This is a genomic window from Halobacillus andaensis, assembly GCF_014636475.1.
Classification (GTDB): domain Bacteria; phylum Bacillota; class Bacilli; order Bacillales; family Halobacillaceae; genus Halobacillus_A; species Halobacillus_A andaensis.
This window is the reverse complement of the sequence record NZ_BMEL01000001.1, coordinates 236,140-260,280: the sequence shown is the minus strand read 5'-3', so window position 1 is coordinate 260,280 and position 24,141 is coordinate 236,140. Positions and strand designations below refer to the sequence as shown.

25 protein-coding genes are annotated in these 24,141 nt (G+C 39.4%); 3 read left to right on the top strand and 22 right to left on the bottom strand.

Annotated elements, in window-relative coordinates; genetic code table 11:
- Positions 1-5: 5 nt before the first annotated feature.
- The 16 genes from floA to gpr form a co-directional block, all read right to left on the bottom strand.
- Complete coding sequence (gene floA / locus IEV27_RS01325; protein WP_188375657.1) at positions 6-995, bottom strand: flotillin-like protein FloA; 990 nt, start codon at positions 993-995, stop codon at positions 6-8.
- A 3-nt stretch (positions 996-998) separates the two neighbouring features.
- Complete coding sequence (locus tag IEV27_RS01320) at positions 999-2,294, bottom strand: NfeD family protein (RefSeq protein WP_229734894.1); 1,296 nt, start codon at positions 2,292-2,294, stop codon at positions 999-1,001.
- 169 nt (positions 2,295-2,463) lie between these two features.
- Positions 2,464-2,910: a GatB/YqeY domain-containing protein gene (locus IEV27_RS01315; RefSeq protein ID WP_188375655.1), complete on the bottom strand. Its 447-nt coding sequence runs from the start codon at positions 2,908-2,910 to the stop codon at positions 2,464-2,466.
- A 20-nt stretch (positions 2,911-2,930) separates the two neighbouring features.
- The gene (rpsU, locus tag IEV27_RS01310; protein WP_082233792.1) at positions 2,931-3,104 is read right to left on the bottom strand and encodes a 30S ribosomal protein S21; all 174 of its coding nucleotides are present in this window, start codon (positions 3,102-3,104) and stop codon (positions 2,931-2,933) included.
- Between the two features lie 125 nt (positions 3,105-3,229).
- Positions 3,230-3,901 carry a deoxyribose-phosphate aldolase gene (gene deoC / locus IEV27_RS01305; RefSeq protein ID WP_188375654.1) on the bottom strand — a complete coding sequence of 224 codons (672 nt, stop codon included), beginning with the start codon at positions 3,899-3,901 and terminating at the stop codon, positions 3,230-3,232.
- Positions 3,902-4,051: 150 nt separating this feature from the next.
- The gene (locus tag IEV27_RS01300) at positions 4,052-4,798 is read right to left on the bottom strand and encodes a 16S rRNA (uracil(1498)-N(3))-methyltransferase (protein ID WP_188375653.1); all 747 of its coding nucleotides are present in this window, start codon (positions 4,796-4,798) and stop codon (positions 4,052-4,054) included.
- Between the two features lie 11 nt (positions 4,799-4,809).
- Complete coding sequence (gene prmA, locus IEV27_RS01295; protein ID WP_188375652.1) at positions 4,810-5,742, bottom strand: 50S ribosomal protein L11 methyltransferase; 933 nt, start codon at positions 5,740-5,742, stop codon at positions 4,810-4,812.
- Positions 5,743-5,853: 111 nt separating this feature from the next.
- The gene (dnaJ, locus tag IEV27_RS01290) at positions 5,854-6,981 is read right to left on the bottom strand and encodes a molecular chaperone DnaJ (protein WP_188375651.1); all 1,128 of its coding nucleotides are present in this window, start codon (positions 6,979-6,981) and stop codon (positions 5,854-5,856) included.
- Between the two features lie 155 nt (positions 6,982-7,136).
- Positions 7,137-8,966: a molecular chaperone DnaK gene (gene dnaK, locus IEV27_RS01285; protein WP_188375650.1), complete on the bottom strand. Its 1,830-nt coding sequence runs from the start codon at positions 8,964-8,966 to the stop codon at positions 7,137-7,139.
- A gap of 39 nt (positions 8,967-9,005) precedes the next feature.
- Entirely contained in the window at positions 9,006-9,557 is a 552-nt protein-coding gene (grpE, locus tag IEV27_RS01280) for a nucleotide exchange factor GrpE (protein WP_188375649.1), read from the bottom strand.
- A 137-nt stretch (positions 9,558-9,694) separates the two neighbouring features.
- Entirely contained in the window at positions 9,695-10,717 is a 1,023-nt protein-coding gene (gene hrcA, locus IEV27_RS01275; RefSeq protein WP_188375648.1) for a heat-inducible transcriptional repressor HrcA, read from the bottom strand.
- 98 nt (positions 10,718-10,815) lie between these two features.
- A complete protein-coding gene (gene hemW / locus IEV27_RS01270; RefSeq protein ID WP_188375647.1) occupies positions 10,816-11,955 on the bottom strand; it encodes a radical SAM family heme chaperone HemW in 1,140 nt (379 codons plus the stop codon).
- Between the two features lie 66 nt (positions 11,956-12,021).
- A complete protein-coding gene (gene lepA / locus IEV27_RS01265) occupies positions 12,022-13,836 on the bottom strand; it encodes a translation elongation factor 4 (RefSeq protein ID WP_188375646.1) in 1,815 nt (604 codons plus the stop codon).
- 91 nt (positions 13,837-13,927) lie between these two features.
- Positions 13,928-14,197 carry a hypothetical protein gene (locus IEV27_RS01260; protein WP_188375645.1) on the bottom strand — a complete coding sequence of 90 codons (270 nt, stop codon included), beginning with the start codon at positions 14,195-14,197 and terminating at the stop codon, positions 13,928-13,930.
- 14 nt (positions 14,198-14,211) lie between these two features.
- The gene (gene spoIIP / locus IEV27_RS01255) at positions 14,212-15,381 is read right to left on the bottom strand and encodes a stage II sporulation protein P (RefSeq protein WP_188375644.1); all 1,170 of its coding nucleotides are present in this window, start codon (positions 15,379-15,381) and stop codon (positions 14,212-14,214) included.
- Positions 15,382-15,460: 79 nt separating this feature from the next.
- Complete coding sequence (gene gpr / locus IEV27_RS01250) at positions 15,461-16,558, bottom strand: GPR endopeptidase (RefSeq protein ID WP_188375643.1); 1,098 nt, start codon at positions 16,556-16,558, stop codon at positions 15,461-15,463.
- Between the two features lie 152 nt (positions 16,559-16,710).
- Here gpr and rpsT point away from each other — a divergent pair, with 152 nt between their 5' ends.
- Entirely contained in the window at positions 16,711-16,971 is a 261-nt protein-coding gene (gene rpsT, locus IEV27_RS01245; RefSeq protein WP_188375642.1) for a 30S ribosomal protein S20, read from the top strand.
- A gap of 97 nt (positions 16,972-17,068) precedes the next feature.
- Here the strand turns inward: rpsT and holA are convergent, their stop codons facing one another.
- Positions 17,069-18,091: a DNA polymerase III subunit delta gene (gene holA, locus IEV27_RS01240; RefSeq protein ID WP_229734785.1), complete on the bottom strand. Its 1,023-nt coding sequence runs from the start codon at positions 18,089-18,091 to the stop codon at positions 17,069-17,071.
- A gap of 333 nt (positions 18,092-18,424) precedes the next feature.
- On the opposite strand from holA, the gene IEV27_RS01235 reads away from it, so the two are divergent.
- Positions 18,425-18,559, top strand: a complete 135-nt coding sequence (locus tag IEV27_RS01235) for a YqzM family protein (protein WP_188375641.1) — start codon at positions 18,425-18,427, stop codon at positions 18,557-18,559.
- Positions 18,560-18,602: 43 nt separating this feature from the next.
- Here IEV27_RS01235 and IEV27_RS01230 read toward each other — a convergent pair whose 3' ends face one another.
- The 3 genes from IEV27_RS01230 to IEV27_RS01220 all read right to left on the bottom strand — a co-directional run bounded on the left by IEV27_RS01230 (position 18,603) and on the right by IEV27_RS01220 (position 22,097).
- Complete coding sequence (locus tag IEV27_RS01230) at positions 18,603-20,771, bottom strand: DNA internalization-related competence protein ComEC/Rec2 (RefSeq protein WP_188375640.1); 2,169 nt, start codon at positions 20,769-20,771, stop codon at positions 18,603-18,605.
- A 70-nt stretch (positions 20,772-20,841) separates the two neighbouring features.
- The gene (locus tag IEV27_RS01225) at positions 20,842-21,426 is read right to left on the bottom strand and encodes a ComE operon protein 2 (RefSeq protein WP_188375639.1); all 585 of its coding nucleotides are present in this window, start codon (positions 21,424-21,426) and stop codon (positions 20,842-20,844) included.
- 71 nt (positions 21,427-21,497) lie between these two features.
- Complete coding sequence (locus IEV27_RS01220) at positions 21,498-22,097, bottom strand: helix-hairpin-helix domain-containing protein (RefSeq protein ID WP_188375638.1); 600 nt, start codon at positions 22,095-22,097, stop codon at positions 21,498-21,500.
- A 75-nt stretch (positions 22,098-22,172) separates the two neighbouring features.
- Between IEV27_RS01220 and comER the strand changes: the two genes are divergently transcribed.
- On the top strand, positions 22,173-22,976 hold the full coding sequence (comER, locus tag IEV27_RS01215; protein ID WP_188375637.1) for a late competence protein ComER: 804 nt from the start codon (positions 22,173-22,175) through the stop codon (positions 22,974-22,976).
- 66 nt (positions 22,977-23,042) lie between these two features.
- Here comER and IEV27_RS01210 read toward each other — a convergent pair whose 3' ends face one another.
- Together IEV27_RS01210 and rsfS are read right to left on the bottom strand one after the other, a co-directional pair.
- On the bottom strand, positions 23,043-23,771 hold the full coding sequence (locus IEV27_RS01210; RefSeq protein WP_188375636.1) for a class I SAM-dependent DNA methyltransferase: 729 nt from the start codon (positions 23,769-23,771) through the stop codon (positions 23,043-23,045).
- Positions 23,768-24,121 carry a ribosome silencing factor gene (gene rsfS, locus IEV27_RS01205; RefSeq protein WP_188375635.1) on the bottom strand — a complete coding sequence of 118 codons (354 nt, stop codon included), beginning with the start codon at positions 24,119-24,121 and terminating at the stop codon, positions 23,768-23,770. The genes IEV27_RS01210 and rsfS overlap by 4 nt, the downstream gene beginning before the upstream one ends.
- Positions 24,122-24,141: the final 20 nt, after the last annotated feature.

Sequence of the window (24,141 nt, the reverse complement as noted above, 5' to 3'; positions counted from 1 at the left end):
GAAAATTATTGATCGTCATTCTCCTTATCTTCTGATAGGTCGCCTAATGTCTTTCTCATGTCTGTATCTGCATTAATGTTTTGGTAGTTCATGTAGTCCATGACACCCATTTTACCTGAGCGAAGGGCTTCAGCAAGAGCTTGTGGTACTTCAGCTTCAGCTTCCACAACTTTAGCCTGCATTTCTTGAACACGTGCACGCATTTCCTGCTCTTGAGCAATCGCCATTGCACGACGTTCTTCCGCTTTCGCTTGAGCAATGTTTTTATCTGCTTCAGCTTGGTCAGTTTGTAGGATTGCTCCAATGTTTTTACCAATGTCTATATCAGCAATATCAATGGATAATATCTCAAAAGCTGTTCCTGCATCTAAACCTTTACCTAATACATTTTGAGAAATCATATCAGGATTTTCAAGCACCTTATTATGATTCGTACTAGAACCGATAGTTGATACAATACCCTCACCTACACGAGCAATAACCGTATCTTCTCCAGCACCACCGACTAATCGATCAATGTTTGCACGAACAGTTATACGAGCTTTTGCTTTCACTTCGATACCGTCCATCGCTACACCGGCAATAAAAGGAGTTTCAATTACTTTAGGATTTACACTCATTTGTACAGCTTCTAACACGTCACGTCCCGCTAAATCAATAGCAGCAGCACGTTCAAAGCTTAACTCTATATTGGCACGCTGGGCAGCAATCAGAGCATTCACTACGCGGTCTACGTTACCTCCTGCTAAGTAGTGGCTCTCTAATTGGTTCGTGTCTACATTTACACCCGCTTTATGAGCTTTAATCAGAGGGTTAATAACTCTGGAAGGAATGACCCTTCTTAATCTCATTCCAATTAGTGTGAAGATACTGATTTTAACTCCAGCAGCTAAGGCGCTAATCCATAGCATGACTGGTATAAACGTGAATAATACCGCTAATACAATAATGATAATCCCAACGATGATGATAGGCATCAATTCTTGAATCGTCATCTCTTATTCCTCCTCTAGTTTGTTTTGTGCTCTCACAACAATTCTTGATCCTTCTGTTTTTACAATAACAACAGGCTGATTAGCTCCTATAAAACTTCCTTCAGAAACTACGTCTAACCTTTCGTTATCAAACACCGCAGTGCCTGCTGGACGAAGTGGAGTAATTGTTTCTCCATGTAAACCAATCAACTCGAGGCGTGTGACAGAAGATACATATCCCTTTTCAGTGGAAGTAGCATCGCTTAATATCACCCGTTTAAAGAACCCTCTTTCTAAGCCGATTGTTTTAAATAAAATGATGGAAACTGCAATGGTTACAATTAATGCAATTCCTATGCTCATTGCCATTTGTCCCATATCAGCCGACGAAAGCATTAAGGAAGTAACAATAGCCACCACACCAGCAATTCCGAGTATACCACTGGATACAAAAAACTCTGCAATGATTAACCCTATGCCTAGTATGAGCAAAATAATCGCTTCATACCCTGCGAGTCCAGCAACAATGTGCCCGTAGAAAAACAGTACTAAAGATATAGCCCCCATTGTTCCGGGTATACCGAAGCCAGGCGAATACAATTCAACGACTAAGCCGATACTGGCCACTGATAGTAGAATAGGGATAACGACTGGATCCGTAAGAAATCGAGCAAAATTCTCCGCAGGCGTTGGATTATTCTCCACTACTTTCGCTTCTGATAATCCTAGTTCACTAAGTAATTCGACACGATCTTGCACAATACCTTCTGCGTAGCCGACTTCCTCAGCCTGATTAGGGCCGAGCGTTAAAAACTCTCCCTCCGGGGCTCCATATTCTGGTAAGTCCACAGAACTGTCAGCCATCGCTCTCGCATATAACGGATCTCTATCGTTTGATTCTGCAGCAGCTACCATAGAAGATATCCAAGCAGATTGAGCTTTCTTATCAGCAGCTGTACCATCAGAGTTAATGACACCTGATGCGCCTATAGTTGCTTGCTGCTTCATATAAATTTGATCTGCATTTAACGCGATATATGAACCCGCTGAATACGCTTGGCTTGTAATGTACGCTGTATTCGGAACATCTAAATCTTGTAACAGCTCACCGATCGCACCAGCAGCATCTACTCTTCCGCCAGGTGTATCGATCTCAAATATGATATGATCAGCCCCGTTTTCAATCGCTTCACTAGTTGTGCGCTCTAGAAAAGCTGTCATTCCTCGCTCCACTGTACTTTCTACGGGGATCACGTAAACCTGGTCTCCCTCACCATCCGCTTGAACGAATGAAGAAACCTGAACAAAACATAGAAACACAGCAAGTAAAGCGCTTGCCCAATACGTTAACAGTCGAATTGATCTGAACAATCCCATCACCCCCTCATTCTATCTTATCCGTTGAATAGTATCTATACGTATTTATTATAAAATAAGTTTCATAAAAATTAAAAAAGTCTCCCTTAACTTAAGGGAGACTTTCCTACAATTAAGATAATTGCTTAAGTACGAGTTGATTCACTTTAGAACCATCCGCTTTACCTTTAACTTTAGGCATCACGGCACTCATCACTCTGCCCATATCGGCTTTAGATGAGGCTCCTACTTCTTGAATGGTTTCCTGAACAACCTGATCAAGTTCTTGGTCAGATAGCTGTTGAGGCATGTATACTTGTAAAATCTCAATTTCTTGATTAAGCTCTTCTACAAGATCTTCGCGTCCAGCTTCTTTAAACTCGTGGAGGGAATCTTTACGCTGTTTTACCTCGCGAGATAAAACTGTAAGTTCTTCTTCTTCAGATAGTTCATTTTTACCTAGTTTAATCGCTTCATTTTGCATAGAAGCTTTCACCATGCGAATAACAGATAGAGTCTTTTTGTCTCTAGCCTTCATCGCTGTTTTCATATCTTGGTTTAGACGTTCAGTAATAGACATCTATTTGCACCCTCTTTAGATCACTTGCGCTTTCTAGCGGCCTCAGACTTTTTCTTACGGCGTACGCTAGGCTTATCGTAGTATTCACGCTTACGATATTCAGCTAATGCACCGCTTTTTGATACATCGCGCTTGAAGCGACGAAGAGCATCTTCAAGTGACTCGTTTTTACGAACGCGAGTTGTTTTTGACATGCTATTTCCCTCCCTCCGAAGCAAAAAAACTGTTTCTCTGCTTGTATGAGTGTCACCACTCATACCTTCGACAATTATATTATATTGGAAGGGTATGGTCAACTTTTTTCGAAAAACATCTGTTTTTAATAATCAGAGGAACCTTGCTCTCCATTAATGATTGCAATTCCAGCACTAGCTCCAATACGTGTCGCACCAGCCTCAATTACGGCTTTTGCACCATCATAATCTCTTACCCCGCCAGAAGCTTTAACGCCTAAGTTCGGTCCCACAGTTTTTCGCATTAGACTAATATCTTCAACTGTTGCTCCACCACCAGAGAAGCCAGTTGAAGTCTTAACAAAATCAGCTCCCCCATCTTTAGTCAGCTGAGAAGCGGTAACTTTTTCTTCTTCAGAAAGCAAGGAAGTTTCAATAATAACTTTAACAAGAGCCTTTCCTTCTGCCTCATTAACAACAGCTTGAATATCTTGAAGAACAAAGTCGGTACGACCAGATTTTAATTCACCCACATTAATTACCATATCTACTTCAGTAGCCCCATTTTCGATGGCTTGGCGAGTTTCAAATACTTTTGTTTCGGTAGTAGTTGCTCCTAATGGAAACCCGATCACTGTACAAACTTTAACATCTGTACCTTCTAGCAACTCATTACAGTAGCTCACCCAGTGAGGGTTTACACACACAGACATAAAATTGTTGTCACGTGCCTCTATACAAATTTGCTCGATTTTGTCTTTCGTTGTATCAGGTTTTAATTGTGTATGGTCGATGAGTTTCGCTAAATTTTGTTCCATATTTAATCTTCCTTTCGGCTGGTTGTACGTACATCTATTGTATCATAGCACGATTATGACTAAAAAGCGAATCATTATGAAAGGGTTACCATAACAAATGAGCTTTATTCTAATAACCCACCGCATGAATACGCAGTGGGTTATTACTGATTATTCTTCAAGTTGATAAGAAAGAGCTGATAGAAAATAAAGGGGTGCTGTTTCCATTCTTAGTATTCGGGGGCCTAAGCGAATGGATTGAAAGCCTGATTGAAGAAAAGTTTCCACTTCCTTGTCCGAGAATCCCCCTTCAGGACCAAATACAACAATAATTGAATCCCCGGGCTTCACTTTTCCAAAAATTATTTTGATTGTTTCTGAATAACCGTTTCTTGCTTCCCCTTCATACGCTAGAATCTTGTAATCATAGCCCTCTAAGCTGACAATCTCATTAATCTTCATTAATTTCTTCACCGAAGGTATAGAGGTACGCTCAGATTGCTCACTTGCTTCTTTCGCAATCTTTTCAAGCCGATGAATCTTTTTATCTGATTTCTTCGCATCCCACTTAGCAACTGATCGGTCAGCTTGAAAAGGGATAAAAGAATCAGCTCCGAGTTCCGTGCCTTTTTGTACCACTTGTTCTACTTTATCGCCTTTACCAAGGCTTTGGACAACCGTTACTTTAACAGGAAGTTCAATATCTTGTGTGATCCATTCTTCTATTTTACAAACCACTTGCTCTGACCCCTCAATTTGTAAAATAGAGCAGACAGCTGCTCCTTCATTGGGGTGGACACAGATTAGTTTATTTCCTTCCACCATACGCATAACATTCACAATATGATGAACGTCGTCACTATTAATGTATACGTGAGATTGATCCCAATTTAAGGACTCCACAAAATACCTTTGCATAACATCACACCTTATTTCTTAGCGATAATTGACACCCAGTCTTCCATTTTGTTCGTTTCTATAATTTCAAATCCTGCTTGCTTCAAACGATCTAAAACTAATTCTTTTTTCCCTGAAATAATGCCGGAAGTAATAAAGTAACCATCTTTTTTCAACAGACGATAAGCATCATCTACGAACTTAATAATGATCTCTGCTAATATGTTTGACACGATTAAATCAGGTTCGACCGATACATCCTTGAGCAAGTCGTTTTTCTTGGATGTGATTTGGTTTTGTACTTGGTTTAATTCAGCATTATTATTCGTGCTTTTAACAGCTACTTCATCTAAATCAAAGGCATGAACATGTTTCGCACCTAAAAGAACAGAAGCCACGCTTAATATGCCCGATCCAGCACCGACATCCAATACAAGGTCATCAGGACTTAAATATTGCTCTAATGCCTGCATACTTAAAACAGTCGTAGGATGAGTCCCTGTACCGAACGCCATTCCAGGATCCATCTCAATAATAAGCTCATCGCTGGACACTGGCTCGTACTCTTCCCATGTCGGGATGATAGTAATCCGTTCAGAGATCTTTACAGGTTTATAATATTTCTTCCAGGCCGTTGCCCAATCTTCTTCGTGAATTTCATTTAAAGTAACGGCATTGTTCCCAATATCAATATCATACATTTTCAAATTGGTCACTGACTGTTTTATAGAATCAACCGTTTCTCCAAGGAAGCTATTCATTTGCAGATAAGCCTTTACATACACACCTTCTTCAGGATAATCTTGTGGGTTCAACTCGTAGATTTCCCCTAAAGCAGTCTCTTCTTTAATCATGTCTCGAGGGTCCTCAATAACTACCCCGCTCGCTCCAGCCTCGTGCAAAATATTAGATACTGGTTCAATCGCTTCATTCGTAGTGTGTATACAAATTTCTGACCACTTCATTATCGGATCAACTCACTTTTCATATGATTAAGTATTAAAAAGAAAGTGCCTAGCACTCAAGGCTCCGGGCAATCCCGTACAATGATAACTGCTAGACACTCTTAGTTGTGATCAATCACCTTTAAACGCACGCTTCATTCTCTCAAAGAAGGTACCATGCTGTTCTTCAGTGGCTTCATTCCCACTAATTTCATTAAATTCTCGAATTAATTCTTTCTGTCGATCCGTAAGATTTTTTGGTGTAATCACACGGATTTTTACATGTTGATCTCCATGTCCTCTTCCATGTACGTTCGGAGACCCTTTCTCTTTTAAGCGGAAGGTTTTCCCCGTTTGCGTTCCACCAGGGATTTTTAGTTTCACTTTCCCGTGAACTGTCGGCACTTCAATTTCATCACCGAGAGCTGCCTGAGCAAAGGTTAGGGGGATTTCACAAAAGATATGATCTCCCTCACGTTCGAAGAATTCATGTGGCTGTACACGAATGACAACAAATAAGTCGCCAGCCGGTCCACCATTTACTCCGGCTTCCCCTTTTCCAGGTACCCGAATTTGCTGCCCTTCTTCAATACCAGCTGGAATGTCGATGTGAATTTTCTTACGGTTCGTTACTCGGCCATCTCCTCCGCAAGTATTACACTTGTCTTTAACGATTTGACCGCTTCCTTGACAGTAATGGCAGACTCGTCGGTTCACGACTCGACCAAATGGGGTGTTTTGCTCTTGATTAATTTGACCGCTTCCCTGGCAATGAGAACAAGTTTCTGGTGAGGTTCCTGGCTTAGCCCCTGAACCATCACATGTATCACATGTTTCTTCTGTAGGAATCTCAACGTCCGTGCTTTTACCAAAAATCGCCTCTTCAAACTGAAGCGTCATGGAATATTGGAGGTCTGCACCTTTTCTTGGGGCATTAGGATCTCTTCTGCGGCCTCCGCCTCCGAAGAACATATCAAAGATGTCTCCAAAACCGCCGAAGTCTTCTCCTCCGCCACCAAAGCCGCCGAAACCTTGACCTTGAGGGCCTGCATGGCCAAATTGATCATACTGAGCACGCTTTTGCTGATCGCTTAGCGTTTCATAAGCTTCTTTAGCTTCTTTAAACTTCTCTGATGCGTTTTCTTCTTCACTAACATCTGGGTGGTATTTACGTGCTAATTTTCGGTATGCTTTTTTAATTTCATCCTTAGAAGCATCCTTAGATACACCCAGCACTTCGTAATAATCTCGTTTACTCACTTGTCGATCACTCTCCCGGACACTATTGCATAAGGTTTATATTAACACTCTCTCTTACGTTCAAGCAACTATTTAGAGAGTTGTACAGAATGGTCTGGACCTGAAAAAAGTCAAAGTCAAGATGATCCTGACTTTGACTTTTTCATTTCAATCCATTACTTTTTGTTTTCATCCTCGTTAACTTCTTCATAATCTGCATCTACAACATCGTCTTCAGCATTTCCTTGCTCGCCTTGAGCAGCTTCAGCTTGTTGTTGAGCTTGTTCATAAAGTTTAACGGAAAGGTTCTGAACTTGTTCTTGAAGAGCTTCTTTCTTCTCTTTAATAACTTCAAGATCTTCCCCTTCTAAAGCAGTTTTCAATTCTTCTTTTGCTGATTCAGCTTTTTCTTTCTCTTCATCAGATACTTGATCACCTAAATCCTTGATCGTTTTATCTGTAGTGAAGACAAGCTGGTCAGCTTCGTTGCGAAGTTCAATCGCTTCACGCTTCTTCTTATCTTCTTCAGCATTTTCTTCAGCCTGACGAACCATTTCTTCTACTTCATCGTCAGAAAGACCAGATGATGACTTAATAGTAATAGACTGCTCTTTATTCGTACCCATATCTTTCGCACGTACATTAACGATACCATTCGCATCAATATCGAAGCTTACTTCGATTTGAGGTACACCACGAGGTGCTGGCGGGATATCCGTTAATTGGAAACGGCCAAGCGTTTTGTTGTCTTGAGCCATTTCACGCTCCCCTTGAAGGACATGAATGTCAACAGCCGTTTGGTTGTCAGCAGCTGTAGAGAACACTTGCGAATGACTAGTTGGGATCGTTGTATTACGCTCAATTAACTTCGTTGTTACACCGCCCATTGTTTCGATACCAAGAGAAAGTGGTGTAACGTCTAGAAGAACAACATCTTTAACATCACCTTGAAGGACTCCACCTTGGATAGAAGCACCTAATGCTACTACTTCATCTGGGTTTACGCCTTTAGAAGGTTCTTTCCCTACTTCTTTCTTAATCGCTTCTTGTACAGCAGGAATACGAGTAGATCCACCAACAAGAATAACCTTGTGAATTTCATTAGAGCTTAATCCAGCATCTTTAATTGCTTGACGTGTAGGCTTCATAGAACGCTCAATTAGGTCAGATGCCAACTCTTCAAATTTAGCACGTGTCAGCGTCATTTCTAAGTGAAGCGGACCTGCTTCTCCCGCTGTAATAAATGGAAGAGAAATTTGAGTTTGAGCTACACCTGAAAGATCTTTTTTCGCCTTCTCAGCTGCATCTTTCAAGCGCTGTTTAGCCATTTTATCTTGTGAAAGATCAATTCCATTTTCCTTCTTAAATTCAGCTACCATGTGATCGATAATGACTTCGTCAAAATCATCACCACCAAGACGGTTATCACCTGCTGTAGCCACAACTTCAAAAGTGCCATCGCCGATGTCTAGAATAGATACGTCAAACGTACCGCCACCAAGGTCGTAAACAAGAATCGTTTGGTCTTGATCTTCTTTATCAATACCATAGGCAAGAGCAGCAGCAGTTGGCTCGTTAATAATACGTTCTACTTCTAGTCCTGCAATTTTACCTGCATCTTTAGTTGCCTGACGTTCCGCATCATTAAAGTAAGCTGGTACTGTAACTACTGCTTTTTCTACTGTTTCACCAAGATAATCTTCAGCGTACCCTTTGATATATTGAAGGATAATGGCTGATACTTCTTGTGGAGTATACTCCTTGCCTTCCACTTCTACTTTGTGGTCAGTTCCCATGTAACGCTTAATAGAAAGGATTGTATTAGGGTTTGTGATCGCCTGACGCTTAGCTACTTCACCAACCTGGCGCTCCCCGTTTTTAAACGCTACAGCTGAAGGAGTCGTACGGTTACCTTCCGGGTTAGGGATAACCTTCGCTTCTCCACCTTCCATAACTGCTACACAAGAGTTTGTTGTTCCTAAGTCAATTCCAATGATCTTACTCATAAATCTTATCCTCCTCTACATTATTTAAATCTCAATTCATTATTGATTTACTTTTACCATTGCCGGGCGAATAACACGATCGTTTAATCGATACCCTTTTTGAAGCTGTTCAACAACTACATTGGATTCATAGTTATCATCTTCCACTTGCATAACTGCTTGGTGCAAGTGAGGATCGAATACTTCGCCTTGAGCTGGAATTTCTTCCACACCCTCTTTATCAAGAGCAGCTTGGAACTGGTCATAAACCATTTTCATCCCACTAGCAAAATTTTGAGCAGATTCTCCATCTACTTCAACTTGTAAAGCTCTCTCAAAATTGTCTAATACAGGAATGAGCTCTTCAACTAAAGATTGAGCTTTATATTTCCGATCGGCCTCTTTCTCTTTTTGAGTGCGGCGACGGAAGTTATCATAATCAGCCTGAAGACGAAGGAGGCGATTGTGGATTTCTTCTTTTTCTTCACGAAGTTGATCCAGTTCACTATCTTCTTCGACTACTTCAGCCTGGCTATTTTCAGTAGTTTCATCTTCATTCGGTTGATCAATAATTTCTTGTTCTGATACTTCTTCTTGCTTTTTTTCTTCCATGACGTACACCTCCTTGGTTCCCTTTCACCGTTATGACTATAACATGAATTTATATTCTTAAAAAAGCAATAGACAAAAAGAAGCGATGGGATATCTTACTTCCCCATCTGTTATTCCTTCTCCACTACGCAGCTAAACTAATACCACGCTCGGAATGTATCTGTCATTTGCTTAGATAACACATTTAAAAGTGAAACAACGCGGTTATATTCCATTCTTGTTGGACCTAATAAAGCAATCGTACCCACTTGTTCGTTCCCTAGCGTATAACTTGCAGTAATTAAACTGCAGTTTTGCATAGCATCAAATGGGTTTTCATGACCAATTCGGACATGGACACCTTTTTCACCTGACCTTAAAAGATCGGCCATTTCATTCTCTCTTTCAATAATGGCATATAAGGAACGAACTTTATCTAAATCTTTAAATTCCGGCTGCCTTAAGATGTTCGTTTTTCCCCCAACATATAATTTCGTCTGGTGATCATCTAGTAAAGCGGCTTGCAAATACGTAAAGGCGTGTTCATGCTGATCAGTATGAGATTTTATTAAATCAAAGATCTCTGACTGCAGCTTTTCATAAAGGTGAACAAGAGGAATTCCTCTTAAACGATCATTTAAGATGTTCACCATTTTTTCTAACTGAGACTGATCCATTTCAAAAGGTACATTAAAGGCTCTGTGCTCCACATGTCCTGTATCTGTGACTAAAATGGCTATAGCTGATTGATCATTTAGGGGGACAATTTGCAGCTGCTTTAATTTTGTCTCAAACACTTCTGGACCGAGAATAATGGAAGTGTAATTTGTAAGTTCTGATAAAATGCCGGCAGACTTTTGAACGACTCTTTCAAATTCCATTCTTCGGTCATTGAATGCTTGCTTAATCGTCCTCAACTCTTGGTTAGATAACCGAAGAGGTGATAGCAAATGATCGACATAAAAGCGATAACCTTTCTCAGAAGGAACACGTCCTGATGAAGAGTGAGTTTTTTCTAAAAATCCCATTTCTTCTAAGTCTGCCATTTCGTTTCTAATTGTAGCAGAACTGTGAGTGATTTCGTCCTTCTTTGACAATGACCTTGAACCTACAGGTTGTGCAGTCAGGATAAACTCATCAATTATGACTTGCAGAATTAATAACTGCCTATCCGTTAACATCGATAACCACCCCTGTTAGCACTCGATTTAAGTGAGTGCTAAATCTAATAATAAATTATCAAAAGGCCTATACGTTGTCAATGGATATACTTCGTTTTTTATCGTTCTAATAGAAATTCCTGAAAGACTTCATTTCCTAACAGTCTGCCGCGTTCTGTAAGAAACACATTTCCATTTCCTTCTTTTAATAATCCTCTTTGCTTCAAATGTGGAACAGCATTTTTAAATACACTTTCAATCGTACATCCGTATTTTTCTTCAAAGCGTCCAGTAGATACACCTTCCACTTTTCTTAGGCCAAGAAACATTTCTTCCTCCATTTGTTCTTTCACACCTACAGACTCTTCGTGCAAAATAGGTCTTCCATTAGCCATAGCCTGCTTTACATAAGCTGGCAGCGGGCGAATATTAATCGTACGTATTCCCGGCAGATAGCCGTGAGCACCTGCACCTATTCCGAAATAATGCTCATTATTCCAGTATGTCAAATTGTGCTGACTCTCATAACCGGGCTTAGCAAAATTACTAATTTCGTATTGGTTGACCCCGTGAGCAGCTAATTTTGCTTGAAGGAGCTCGTACATTTCAGCTTCATCTTCCTCTGGAGGCTTAATAAGTTTCCCCTTTTTGTAACGTTGATAAAAAATCGTCTTAGGTTCTATTTGCAATGAATAAGAAGAATAATGAGGAAGATCAAACTGCAGAGCTTCATCTATAGTTGCCTCAAAATCTTTTACTGACTGTCCAGGCAATGCATACATTAAATCGATGCTAACGTTTGTTAAACCCTCGTTAATTAAGCGGTCAACGTTCGTATATACATCTTTTACTCGGTGAACTCTTCCTATCTTTTCTAACATAGCATCGTCGAAAACCTGAACCCCAAGAGAAATACGATTAACTCCATAAGCTTTTAACAGCTTCACTTTTTCTAAATCTAAATCACCGGGGTTCGCTTCAAAGGTATACTCCACACATAGAGAAATATCAAAGTGTTCATCAATCATTTTCAACAACTTCTCCAATTGTTGAGCATTTAAAGCCGTAGGTGTACCTCCGCCTACGAATATCGTTTGAACCTCTGCTTTTTCTAAAGGAACATACGTATGGATTTCTTTCTCTAACGCTTCTAAATACTCATCGGCAAGCCGTTCATTATAAAAGAATTTCGTGAAATCACAGTAATGACAAATCTGCTGACAAAATGGAATGTGGATATATGCTGAAGAAATATTCATGTTGCACAACCTTTCATAAGGAAAACCGCAAGAGTAATGCCCCTGCGGTCCTTAACCTTACATATATTAATCATCGTCAATTTCTAATACGGACATAAACGCTTCCTGCGGTACTTCTACTGACCCTACCATCTTCATACGCTTTTTACCTTCTTTTTGCTTCTCAAGCAATTTACGCTTACGGGAAATGTCTCCCCCGTAACATTTAGAAAGTACATTTTTACGCATAGCTTTTATTGTTGTTCGAGCTACAATCTTATTACCGATGGCTGCCTGCACTGGCACTTCAAATTGCTGCCTAGGGATTAGCTTTTTAAGTTTTTCTGCAATGATTTTTCCTCTTTCATAAGCAAAATCACGGTGAACGATAAATGATAAGGCATCAATCGTATCACCATTTAGCAGGATATCCATCTTAACTAGATTAGATGTACGGTATCCCACAAGCTCATAGTCGAATGACGCGTATCCTTTTGTTTGTGATTTTAACGAATCAAAGAAATCATAAACAATTTCAGAAAGAGGAATTTCATAGATGATGTTGACACGATTGTCGTCCAGGTATTGCATATCCATAAAATTACCGCGCTTTCGCTGGCAAATTTCCATTACTGGACCCACGTAATCGTTTGGTACCATAATGGTCGCTTTTACAAAAGGTTCTTGAACTTCTTCCACCTTTTGGTTATCCGGCATCATCGAAGGGTTATCAACTTCTAAGTCACTGCCATCTGTAAGTTTAACTGAATAAATAACGCTTGGAGCTGTCGTAATTAAATCGATCTTATACTCACGTTCGATTCTTTCTTGAATAATCTCCATGTGCAGCATTCCAAGAAAACCACATCTAAAACCAAATCCTAAGGCTTGAGAAGTTTCCGGCTCAAACTGCAAAGAGGAATCATTCAATTCTAACCTTTCTAAAGCATCTCTTAAGTCATTATAATTACTCGCATCTACCGGATAAAGCCCGCAGAACACCATCGGGTTCATTTTTTTGTAACCCGGCAGCGGATCTGAGGCCGGGCGGTTCGCTTGAGTAATGGTATCACCGACACGAGAATCACCAATGTTCTTAATCGAAGCTGTTAAATATCCAACATCACCCACATTCAACTCTTTTAGCGGCGTAGGTGTTGGCCTGAACACGCCTACTTCGTTTACTTCAAATACTTTTTCAGTAGCCATCATCTTTATTTGATCGCCGACTTTGACAGATCCTTCACGGACACACGTATAAGCGACTACCCCTCGGTAAGAATCATATAAAGAATCAAAGATAAGTGCTTTTAAAGGATCCTCAGGGTTACCCTCTGGCGCCGGAATGTCTGAAACAATACGTTCAAGTATTTCATCAATGCCAACCCCTTCTTTGGCAGAGGCTAGAATTGCGTCAGAAGCATCAATTCCAATTACATCTTCAATTTCCTGTTTAATTCGCTCTGGATCAGCTCCAGGTAGATCGATTTTATTAATAACAGGGATGATTTCTAAATCGTTTTCTAAAGCTAAATAAACATTTGCTAAGGTTTGCGCTTCAATCCCTTGAGCAGCATCTACAACAAGGATCGCCCCTTCGCAAGCTGCAAGACTTCGGGACACCTCATATGTAAAATCCACATGCCCTGGTGTATCAATTAAATGAAACGTGTAGTCTTGTTGATCATTCGCTGTGTAACTAAGCTGGACAGCGTTTAGCTTAATTGTAATACCTCGTTCTCTTTCTAAATCCATTGCATCTAAGAACTGCTCTTTCATCTCTCTTTGTGTTAGAGCATTCGTTTTTTCCAGAATACGGTCAGCAAGCGTCGATTTCCCATGGTCTATATGGGCAATAATCGAGAAATTGCGCACCCTTTCCTGCTTTGATCGTGTTGTCATCTTCATCACTCCTACTATTTCGGCACACCTATCTATGATGATTATAGCAATAGGAATGGCTTGATTCAATCAATAGTCCATAAATTCAAGGTTAGCTTGAACCAACAAAGGAATACAGTAATAGCAATATGAAATCAAATCCGTGACTGACGCCTTCACCAAGACCATCAGCCACTTCAGCAATGAATGGTGGATCTTCACTATATTTATTGGAACCACAAGCTTTATCTTCCTTGGTTATTTCTGTCTCTTTATTTACAGCTTCTTGGACCGGTTCACCTTGAGTATCATGTTTAATTCCATAAAGTGATCCCCCTACAAAGAGAAACAATCCGCACATAATGAGCACCAGGATCTTCAAAGTAATCCCTCCCTTTACTCGTTCTCAGAAACTTCTTCAGCTTGCCAATAATACTCACTAAACACCTCGCCTACTGCTTCTGCTGAACGATAAAGCTCATCTAAGTTGTTTTCCACACCACCAAATTCAATCAAGCTGGCATTTGGATCCAAATCTTGATTATATACTCCGTCGACTCCAGACCCTTTCTTCGTAATAACACCACGACTTAGACCTGGAAACTCTTTTTCAAGGCGCTCATGCAGCTCTGTAGCCAGCTTCAGATTCTTTTCATATTGGCTATGCTCTGCTCCTATAACAAAAATCGTTCTCGCGTAATTCTTGCCATCGATTTCTACTGTCGTTACATCACGAGGAAGACTATCTCTATGAAGATCAAAGAAATAAGTAAAGGTTTTTGTTTCTGCTATGGCACTTTCCACTACGGTACGTGCGGCATCATAAGACTGGTGGTATTCCATGTTTTTATCTTTAAGGACAGCGGACATATCTGTGAAGTCCACAGAGGATCCAATTCCATTTCTTTCTAACGTTTCTGCTAACCTCTTCCCAACTAATGTAATATTAACTTCACCGTGAAAAGCTTCTGCAGCAGGGGTATTATCAGGTAAGTGCGGTAAAAATGATTCTCTATTATGCGTATGGTAAATAAAGACTTTTGGATCAGTCATCCCTTCTTGAGGTTCTTTTTCTTCTTCACTCTCTTGTTCATCTTGTTCCGCATCTTTTGCTTCCCTATCCTTCTGCACGACATCCACTGGAGCTTCTGATTCAACCGGCAGCGTAGTATAGTCCGTCCCTTCCCCGGCTATTACAATTTCACTGTTATATGATGATAACCCCGGTATCTCCCTTCCTAACAAACTCCTTAGATCATGCGGCTTCACATTGGTTAACAACTGAAAGGAAAGTGTAGAGATACTAGGTAGTTTCGACCCCTCAGGGTGGGCATCAGCAAATTTGCGGTTTTCCATTTCAAACAAATGGATAAAAGCCTCTCCATCTATTTGAGTTGTAAAGTTTTGTATGGTTGAAGAGTATAATTTGTATGTAGTCTTAGCCCCTGTGAGAAGACCAATCCCTAGAAATAACAGTAAAATAATGATGATAGCACCAGCTAATAAAATCGACCATTTCTGAAATATATTTGGATTTCTTTTCCTGAATTTTTGAATAGATCCCATCGTTCTATTCCCCCTAACATGGACTCTAGTAAATCCTATGTCAGGGAGAATTATAATAGAACGAGTTCTCTTAAAGAGATCAGAATCTCGTATATGACGAAGATTCGCCTTCTTCTATTTCTTCATGTAAAGCACTATTAATACCAGAAGCGATGACGTTAGCCATATCGTGAACAAAAGCATCAACTTCTTTAGGCGTAACCATTAAATTATGACCTAAAGGAGTTAACACTTCTTTTATTAATTGCTTTTTCTCTTCGACCCCTAATTGGCCAAGCATGCCGAGAACAGCTTTACGCTCATTCTCTCCGGGCATATCTTCTTCGGTGAGCGTTTTTCTTTCGAAGGGGTTCATAGAAGGTGATAGAGCATTCGATGGTCTATCTTTTTCCTGCCACTCTCTCCCAAAGTGTTTTAATATATAGTCGATACTATCGTTTGTTATTGTAACTGCGTCGACTACGGTAGGTACTCCTATCGAGATAACTGGTATACCATACGTTTCCTTACTAATTTCTTTACGCTTATTCCCTACACCTGAACCTGGATGTATGCCTGTATCTGAAATTTGGATCGTAGCGTTAATTCTATCAATGGATCTAGAAGCCAGGGCGTCAACGGCAATGACGAAGTCTGGATTAATCTCATGGATAATCCCGTGAATCATATCACTTGTTTCAATCCCCGTAACTCCCATAACCCCCGGAGAGACAGCCGATACAGGACGATACCCTTTTGCCACTGTTTCAGGGTGAAGTTCAAACAAGTGACTTGTTACAACAACTTCGTTCATAACAAGCGGTCCAATGGCATCTGGTGTTACGTTATGATTCCCTAGCCCTACTATTAAACAACGATCCGACTCTTTAATGCCTAAAGCCTCCAAAACCTTTTTTAATTGTCTTGAAAGACAAGTTGCCAGTCTCACTTGCATATCAGTATCCTGCTTGCGAATAGCAAGCGACTCAAGCGTAATATAGCTCCCAGCTTTTTTACCGATTCGCTCCGCACCTGCTTTATCCACTTTCACATAAGTTAGGGTAATATCTTCAAATTTCTCTTCGTTAACAGTCACCCCATCTTCGGATTGACTACGATCTTCCTCTGGATGTACGTTCATTTCTTGTGCTTCTAAAGCTAAATCCGTACGCACCGAAAATTCTTCCTGATTTGACATGTTTTCAGACCTCCTTAAGAATAACTTTTCCTTTGATTATCGTTACTATGCAAATGTTCAAAGGAAACCTATTGAAAACACACGGACGCTTTGGTAAAATGACTCTTGTTCGATATGAACGAGTTTGATGTTTTTACCTAGGAGGTGAAACCATGCCTAATATTAAATCAGCTAAGAAACGTGTACGTGTTAACCATGATGCTCGCGCTCTTAACGCTGCTTTCAAATCTGATATGCGTTCGGCAGTTAAGCGTGTAGAGAAGTTAGCAGCAAGCAAAGAAGCAGACCAAGCTAAAGAAGCACTAGCTACAGCCGTTAAGAAAATTGACAAAGCTGTGCAACGCGGTGCCCTTCACAAAAACAACGGGAATCGTACGAAGTCTCGTTTATCTAAAAAAGTTAACGCGCTTTAATGTGTTACGTTTTTTATGACCAACAGACGATCCTTACTAAAGGATCGTTTTTTATCTACACAAAAAAGCCTTCAAGCATGATCTGCTTGAAGGCTTTTTATACATAACTAGTTGCTTGATCGAAGGAACCATTTTGTTTAATGTGAATCAACTTGTAAAGCAGCATTTCAAAAGCTAACTCTTTTTCCATCAGCCCCTGTTTCATCATTAAATCTGTCTCCGCTAATTCCTGAATAATGTGGTTGAGCTCCTCTGTTGTGAAAGCTCTCTCCCTCTTTAAAGCCATTTTTATGACAAAAGGGTGAGCTTTCACATAATCCCGCATTTGATTTTGAGCATATCCTTTTTGCTTTAATGTTTTAACCTGACTTATAATCCTAAACTGAGAAGCCAATAAAGCAACTAAGGATATAGGCTCCTCGTTCGCTTTCAATAAATCTTTAAAAAGCATGATGGCTTTGCCTAAGTTCTTTTCCATTACTGCATCCACCATTTTTAACCCTGATGTTTCCGCGCTATGGGATAGTAAATCTTCTGCTAATTCACGAGTAACTACTCCACCTTCTCCAACATTTAAAGCTAGCTTTTCCATTTCATTACGTAGGGCAAGCAAGTTTGTCCCCACTTCTTGTGCAAAGAGCTCATGGATGGATTCTGGAATTGTTATACTTAAATCTCTTGCAATGGATTGGATCCACTTATCAATATCCCACTCTTTTACAGATTGTAGTGAGTGCACCTCAGCATGTTTCTTTAATTGCTTAAATACCTTTTTCCTCTCATCTACTTTTTCATAAGGTGCGATTAAAAGAAGCACACTATATTCTGGTGGGTTTTCTATGTAACGAATGAGCGAATCAACATCGTGTTCAAAAGCTAATGGCTCTGGTTTAGCTTTTAGAAATACTGGGTTATAAGCAATGACGACTTTATTGTCCCCTAAAAAAGGAAAAGTTTCAGCGTCTGTAATTACATCTTCAATTGGTGTTTCTTCTAAATCATATTGAGAAATATTAAATTCACGGTCCTCGGGTACAAGCGTCTTTTCAATGATTTTCTTTTTATGATTTTGTATTAAATAATCTTCGGCTCCGTATAATAAGTAAATCTGTTTAGCCACAATTTGACTCCCTTTCCCCTGGTAAAAAAAGATGCGGTGGTGTCCCTTATTAGGGATGTTTTCGTGATACTATTTTATGGTTTAACTATCACATCTGTCAAAACATCACCACCGCAAGCATCTATATAAACGTCACTTTTATAGCCCCGGACGCTATAAAAGCAAACGATGTTGTCTCCCTCATGAGTATAGTGTGACCGTTTAGGGGAGAATTATCTTTGACAAGTCTTGCTAGAAGAGGCAATGAAAAAGCGAATAGAGGATCACTTACAAAGCATGTGGATTTTTAATCATTTATCACTTATAATGGAAAATGATATAGGAGGGGTAACCATGAATGAATTTAAGAAAGATATTCAATCTAAAACAAATGACGTCATTGATTCTGGCATCGGTTTTGTCGCTTCATTTGTTTTCTTCTTCGTCATTTTTGGGATAGGCGTATTATTCTCAGTTATTGGACAATAATCCATAATGAAGATGAAAGGCTGCTTAATGTAAGCAGTCTTTTTTAATTTCTTTCCGCATTATACGTCAATTGAGTCGAAAACGTTCCATTATCATCTCTAAATAAAAACCTCACACCTCCATGCTTGTCTGTACGGAAAATGACACTTCCTTGTTCTTCAATGGATTCAATAACCTCTGCATGCGGATGGCCGTAACTGTTTTCGCGACCAACCGAAATTAACGCAACCTCTGGATTAAGGTGCTTTAACCAATTAGGAGCTGTAGAGGTATGGCTCCCATGATGACTGATCTTCAAGACATCTGCTCTTAATTCAGGATAAGTTTTCATTAATTTATTTTCTATCTGTTTTGAAATATCTCCTGTAAATACCCATCTCAACCCACCTAACTCCGTATAAATGACTAAGGAATTTTCATTTGAATCTTCATGATCATCGCCAGGGTGCAGAATATAGAAAGTATAATCTGAAAAAACTAAAGCATCTCCTTCTTTCACTATTCGTTTGGTTTTGAGTTCTTTATCATAGTAAGGACTAACGTATATTCCTTCAATATTAAAGGAGGACTCAAGGTATTCCACACTTCCGCTATGATCTTGATCATTATGAGAAACAATTAAAGCATCAATCTTTTTCAAGCCATTAGACTTTAAAAAAGGTTCTATAATATAGTCTGCAGTGCTTGAGGGATTATTTGTATACAAAGAAGGACCTGCAGCATCGATCATGATCACTCCTCTCCGATAAGGCAGTTCTATTACAAAGGTGTCCCCTTGCCCTACGTCGAGCATCGTAACTTTACCAAATGGGCTAACGTAAGGAAGTAAGCAAAAAGCAACCAAAAGACTGACAAGCAGGGCACCTGAGAAAAAAGCTCTTTGCAAATGATCTTCGTTCCAGTTTATCATCATAAAAATAAAAGCTACGAAATAAAGAACGCCCAAAATTATCGGCAGCTGACCTATTACCCATTGAATATTCAATTCACTGCTCAAAATCATGATGCCCCTCAGCAGAAACTCGTGGGCTTTGAGAAAAATAGAAGATAATTCGCTCGCTATCGAAGGAAGAATCAAACAAAGGAATACAATGATTAAAGTAAGAGGGATGACAAAGAAAGAAAAATAAGGAACAAGGAGTAAATTTAAGAATAAAGAGAGGGGATTAAATTCATAAAAATGATAAAGCTGGATAGGAAGAATTGCTAATTGACTCACTAAACTAATAATAGCCGAAATAACTAGAGGATGCTGACTCCTAAACAGAGGAATAGATAATAATAAAGCAAAAGTAACAAGAAATGAAAATTGAAAGCCTAAATGAAATAGGTAAGTGGGTTTTAAGAAAAGAATACCTAGCGCAATCAAAGAAATTAAATCAGTCATGTTTATTTTTATTCTAACAATGCTAAGCAAGATCAGAATGATGGCCATAAAAGATGCTCGTAACACAGAAGGTTCAGCTCCGGCTATAAAGCAATAGAGAGGGATGATCATTAATAAGGTCCATCTCGTTTGCTCAAACGTTGTTACACCGCTTCGAAACAAAACGAAAGATAGTGCTCCAATAAATAACCCTACGTGCAACCCAGAGATCGCCAATAAATGAGAAAGATTAAAATCTCTAAACCACTTCATGATTTCATCACTCATTAGACTGCTGTCCCCAAAGACTAACGCAGCAGCCCATATAAATGCTTCTTCTTCAATCGTCCGTTCTACATGCTCAATAATGGAATGTCGCGCCTGGTAAAAATAGTTTAAAAATGAGGAACCCTGGCAAGATAGATGGTGAGGTGAGTCGAGGAGGATTTCAGAATAAATTCCTTGATGAGCTAAATAATTACGGTAATTGAACTGCCCAGGATTTCGTGATGTTTCGGGAGATCGGTATATGCCGTTTACTTCACAGTAGGAACCATACTTTAACTGGGAAATGACATCTTCATTCGTTTTCTCACGCTTATAATACTGAAGGATAGATGTTTCATTAGACGAGGTATGTTCAAATAGAACTCGGATGGTGGAATCTGTTTGTGTTATGGGGGAAATGATTTTACCTGTGAGGTCTACATCTTGTTCATTACTTTCAGAAGTGGGATTCGAAGGAAGATACAAAATAAAACCGAAAATGAAAAAGAGTATGAAACCTCCTCTCCATTTCCAGTAGTGAATTTTAAACAACCAAAACAAAAATATTGTTAGAAACAATAGGCTTGTTAACCTATCAAGAATAGTAAATAAGCTGCCAAACAGAAACGCAAATACCAAAAGATGTAAGTTACCTTTCATACGTTTTTTGAAATGGGGCATGAAATAATTGATTTGCACGTTCTTTTAATACGGTTACTTTCTCATCATTAGTATTGCTATTTTCTAGCTGTTCAATAAGCTCGTCTACAAATTGCGCTTTTTCCAGCGACTCCTCAGCTGTTCCAATCGTATGTTCTACTTTAATTATTTTAACATTAGCATTCTCTAATAACTGAATCGCATATGGATGATTACGATAATCTTCACTATAATAAACCGCTTGAATACCTGCTTGAATAATGGCTTTAGTACAGTGTAAGCAAGGGAAATGTGTCACATATATCTCAGCACCCTCAGTAGCTACACCGAATTTAGAGCATTGCAGTAAAGCATTCATTTCAGCGTGAATCGTCCGTACACAATGTCCATCTATGACGTAACATCCTTCATCTATACAATGAACCCCGCCACTGACACTTCCATTATAGCCTCCTGCAATCATGCGTTTGTCCCTGATGATGACAGCACCGACTGCAAGCCGTTGGCATGTACTGCGTGTTTTTAATAAATAACTTTGTGCCATAAAATAATGATCCCAAGATATTCTCTCCATCCTACTGACTCCTTTTCTTTCGCTATTTTTTCAAGTGTACTCTGACTAAGAATGCTCGTCAACAAACCCTTTTACGGAATCTGGATGTGCTCTTCTAACGTTTCCAACGTTTTATCGCCAATCCCAGTTACATTTAAAAGTGACTCAGTATCTTTAAATAATCCGTTTTCGTCCCGATATTGAACGATGGCATCAGCTTTTGATGGTCCTATTCCAGGCAAGGTTTGAATTTCTTCCGACGCAGCATAATTAATTCGCACTTTTGCAGGCGCAATTGAAGATCTTTCTACAGATTCAACCGGCGTCATTTCTTCTGCTTCTTTAGTGACTAAAATCACCATTTCATCCTGTACTTTCTCAGCTAAGTTGACACTCGTCTCATCAGCTTTTTCAGTTAATCCCCCAGCTAATTGAATGGCTTCATTTACTCTTTCCCCTTCTCCCATTTCATAAATTCCTGGATGCATAACTTCACCTTTTACATCCACCACAAGACCAGCAGAAGGAACACCTTTTGATTCATTTTTCACGATTGCAGGCTTCTCTCCTTTTTCAGCAGTTAGCGCCTCTTCAACCTGTACAACACCTTCCTGATTAAGGTTAATAAACATAAGTAACATAAATATAAATATGATCAGGCTAATCCATCCATATTTTTTTAAAAAAATCAACAGGCCTCAACTTCCCTTCATAATTTAAAATGACGTGAATAAAGTAATTAGGTAAACGATAAGGAGGAGATTCCCATGAAATACGGCATTATAGGTACGGGAAATATGGGGAGCATGCTCACACATGCCTTTATTTCAAGCGGAGCAGTTCGTGCGAATAATATTGCCATTTACAATCGAACCCCAGCTAAAGCCCAGGAATTAAAAAACGAGTTTTCTGAACTTGCTATTGCTCCTTCCATTAAGGAGTTAGGAAATACTAGTGATATTATCTTCATTTGTGTAAAACCTCATCATTACGAGGCTGTTATTGAAGATTTAACGTTATCCTCTTCACAATGTTTAGTTTCAATTACTAGTCCTGTTTCTGTAGCAGACCTTGAAAAAGCCGTGAGCAGTCAAGTCGTTCGTATCGTCCCTTCTATAACCAACAGGGCCCACGCTGGCGTGAGTTTATTTACATTTGGAGATAATATAACTGAAGCCTTTAAAAAAGAATTATTATCGACTTTTGAATTTTTTTCTAAACCTGTTGAAATTGAAGAAGAACATATACGAGTAGCTTCTGATATTGTTTCATGCGGCCCAGCATTCCTTGGATTTCTAATTGAAAATATGATTGATTCGGCTCATAAGATTGGGGGAATTTCAGAAGACAAAGCCACGGTTTTAATGGAGGAAATGATTATAGGATTAGCAGCTCTTTTAGATAAAAAAATTTACAGTTTTCCAGAATTAATTAAGAAGGTGACCGTGAAGGGTGGGGTGACTGGAGAGGGATTAGTGGCTTTAGAAGAAAACATTGATGATGCCTTTCTAGCGATGTATCAAGCTACTCATTACAAACACTACAGAGATAAATTATCCATTAAACTATAGGTAAAGTATTCGACATTTATCCTTATTTTCCTGCAAAAAAAAACGAAGGTGGCTTACTGCCACCTCCTACACTTTTTGACATATAAAGAATAGCCGATCTCCTTCGATCGATGATTCATAACTAAAATCTGAATGTATAGCTAAGATGTTAAATCCAACTTGTCGTAACTGCTCTTTCAAAAAGTCTATCGAATAACCCTTTTGATAATGAGTTTCATCAAAACGTTCAAAAACTTCCCCGTTTTTCACGAAAAAGGTTAAGTCGTGCTCAACTGTACCTTGCTCTTCACCTTGATCACAGAACCATATATAGGATAAATCATCATATACTTCAGCAAACGTCTGATCTATCAGGTCATTTGCGATGTGTTCCATTGAATGAACGTCAAATAAAAATAAGCCATTTGATTGTAAAGCGGTATAAGCATTTTTAAATACGGATAATAATTGCTCTTCTTTTACTATATAATTCATCACATCGCAAAAGCTAATAACAGCATCGTAATCCGATAAACCATTCAGTTGAGAGATGTCCTGTAATAACCATTGAATCTGATGATGCTTATCTTTATTTGCTGCGATCGCAAGCATATCCTCTGATAAGTCGACGCCAGTCATTTGGTAGCTGTCAGCAAGTCTCGTGGTAATTTCTCCTGTGCCACAGCCTAAGTCAAGTATTTTATTTGCCGCAGGGTGATGTTGAGCCATGACTTCTTTCGTCCAACTTACCCAATCTGTGTAGGGCGCGTCTTCCATTAAGCGGTCATACACTTCAGCCATTCGGTGGTAACTCAACCTTGAATTCCTTCTACGGAAATGGAAGCAGCGTCGCCCCAAAGTCTTTCAAGGTTGTAATAGTGGCGTTCATCTTTATGAAAAATGTGACATACCACTCCATTTAGATCAACCAGGATCCAACGCGCTTTATCAAAACCTTCCATTCTTTTAACTTCAATACCATTCTCTTCCGCTTGTTCCTTTACTTCTCTAGCAATTGCTTGTACTTGTCGTTCATTCGAACCTTCACAAATCAAGAAATAATCAGCTACCAGCGATACGTCAGCCATATCCAATACGACAATATCGTTCGCGCGTTTTTCATCGCATGCTTTAGCAGCAATTGTCACTAACTCTTTACTATCCATGTTATTCCTCCCATATTATT

Coding starts and splice junctions, on each gene's coding strand:
- floA (WP_188375657.1), bottom strand. CDS start 995: ATGACGATTCAAGAATTGATGCCTATCATCATCGTTGGGATTATCATT.
- IEV27_RS01315 (WP_188375655.1), bottom strand. CDS start 2,910: ATGTCTATTACTGAACGTCTAAACCAAGATATGAAAACAGCGATGAAG.
- rpsU (WP_082233792.1), bottom strand. CDS start 3,104: ATGTCAAAAACAACTCGCGTTCGTAAAAACGAGTCACTTGAAGATGCT.
- deoC (WP_188375654.1), bottom strand. CDS start 3,901: ATGGAACAAAATTTAGCGAAACTCATCGACCATACACAATTAAAACCT.
- IEV27_RS01300 (WP_188375653.1), bottom strand. CDS start 4,798: ATGCAAAGGTATTTTGTGGAGTCCTTAAATTGGGATCAATCTCACGTA.
- prmA (WP_188375652.1), bottom strand. CDS start 5,742: ATGAAGTGGTCAGAAATTTGTATACACACTACGAATGAAGCGATTGAA.
- dnaK (WP_188375650.1), bottom strand. CDS start 8,966: ATGAGTAAGATCATTGGAATTGACTTAGGAACAACAAACTCTTGTGTA.
- grpE (WP_188375649.1), bottom strand. CDS start 9,557: ATGGAAGAAAAAAAGCAAGAAGAAGTATCAGAACAAGAAATTATTGAT.
- hrcA (WP_188375648.1), bottom strand. CDS start 10,717: ATGTTAACGGATAGGCAGTTATTAATTCTGCAAGTCATAATTGATGAG.
- hemW (WP_188375647.1), bottom strand. CDS start 11,955: ATGAATATTTCTTCAGCATATATCCACATTCCATTTTGTCAGCAGATT.
- lepA (WP_188375646.1), bottom strand. CDS start 13,836: ATGACAACACGATCAAAGCAGGAAAGGGTGCGCAATTTCTCGATTATT.
- spoIIP (WP_188375644.1), bottom strand. CDS start 15,381: ATGGGATCTATTCAAAAATTCAGGAAAAGAAATCCAAATATATTTCAG.
- gpr (WP_188375643.1), bottom strand. CDS start 16,558: ATGTCAAATCAGGAAGAATTTTCGGTGCGTACGGATTTAGCTTTAGAA.
- rpsT (WP_188375642.1), top strand. CDS start 16,711: ATGCCTAATATTAAATCAGCTAAGAAACGTGTACGTGTTAACCATGAT.
- IEV27_RS01235 (WP_188375641.1), top strand. CDS start 18,425: ATGAATGAATTTAAGAAAGATATTCAATCTAAAACAAATGACGTCATT.
- IEV27_RS01225 (WP_188375639.1), bottom strand. CDS start 21,426: ATGGAGAGAATATCTTGGGATCATTATTTTATGGCACAAAGTTATTTA.
- comER (WP_188375637.1), top strand. CDS start 22,173: ATGAAATACGGCATTATAGGTACGGGAAATATGGGGAGCATGCTCACA.
- rsfS (WP_188375635.1), bottom strand. CDS start 24,121: ATGGATAGTAAAGAGTTAGTGACAATTGCTGCTAAAGCATGCGATGAA.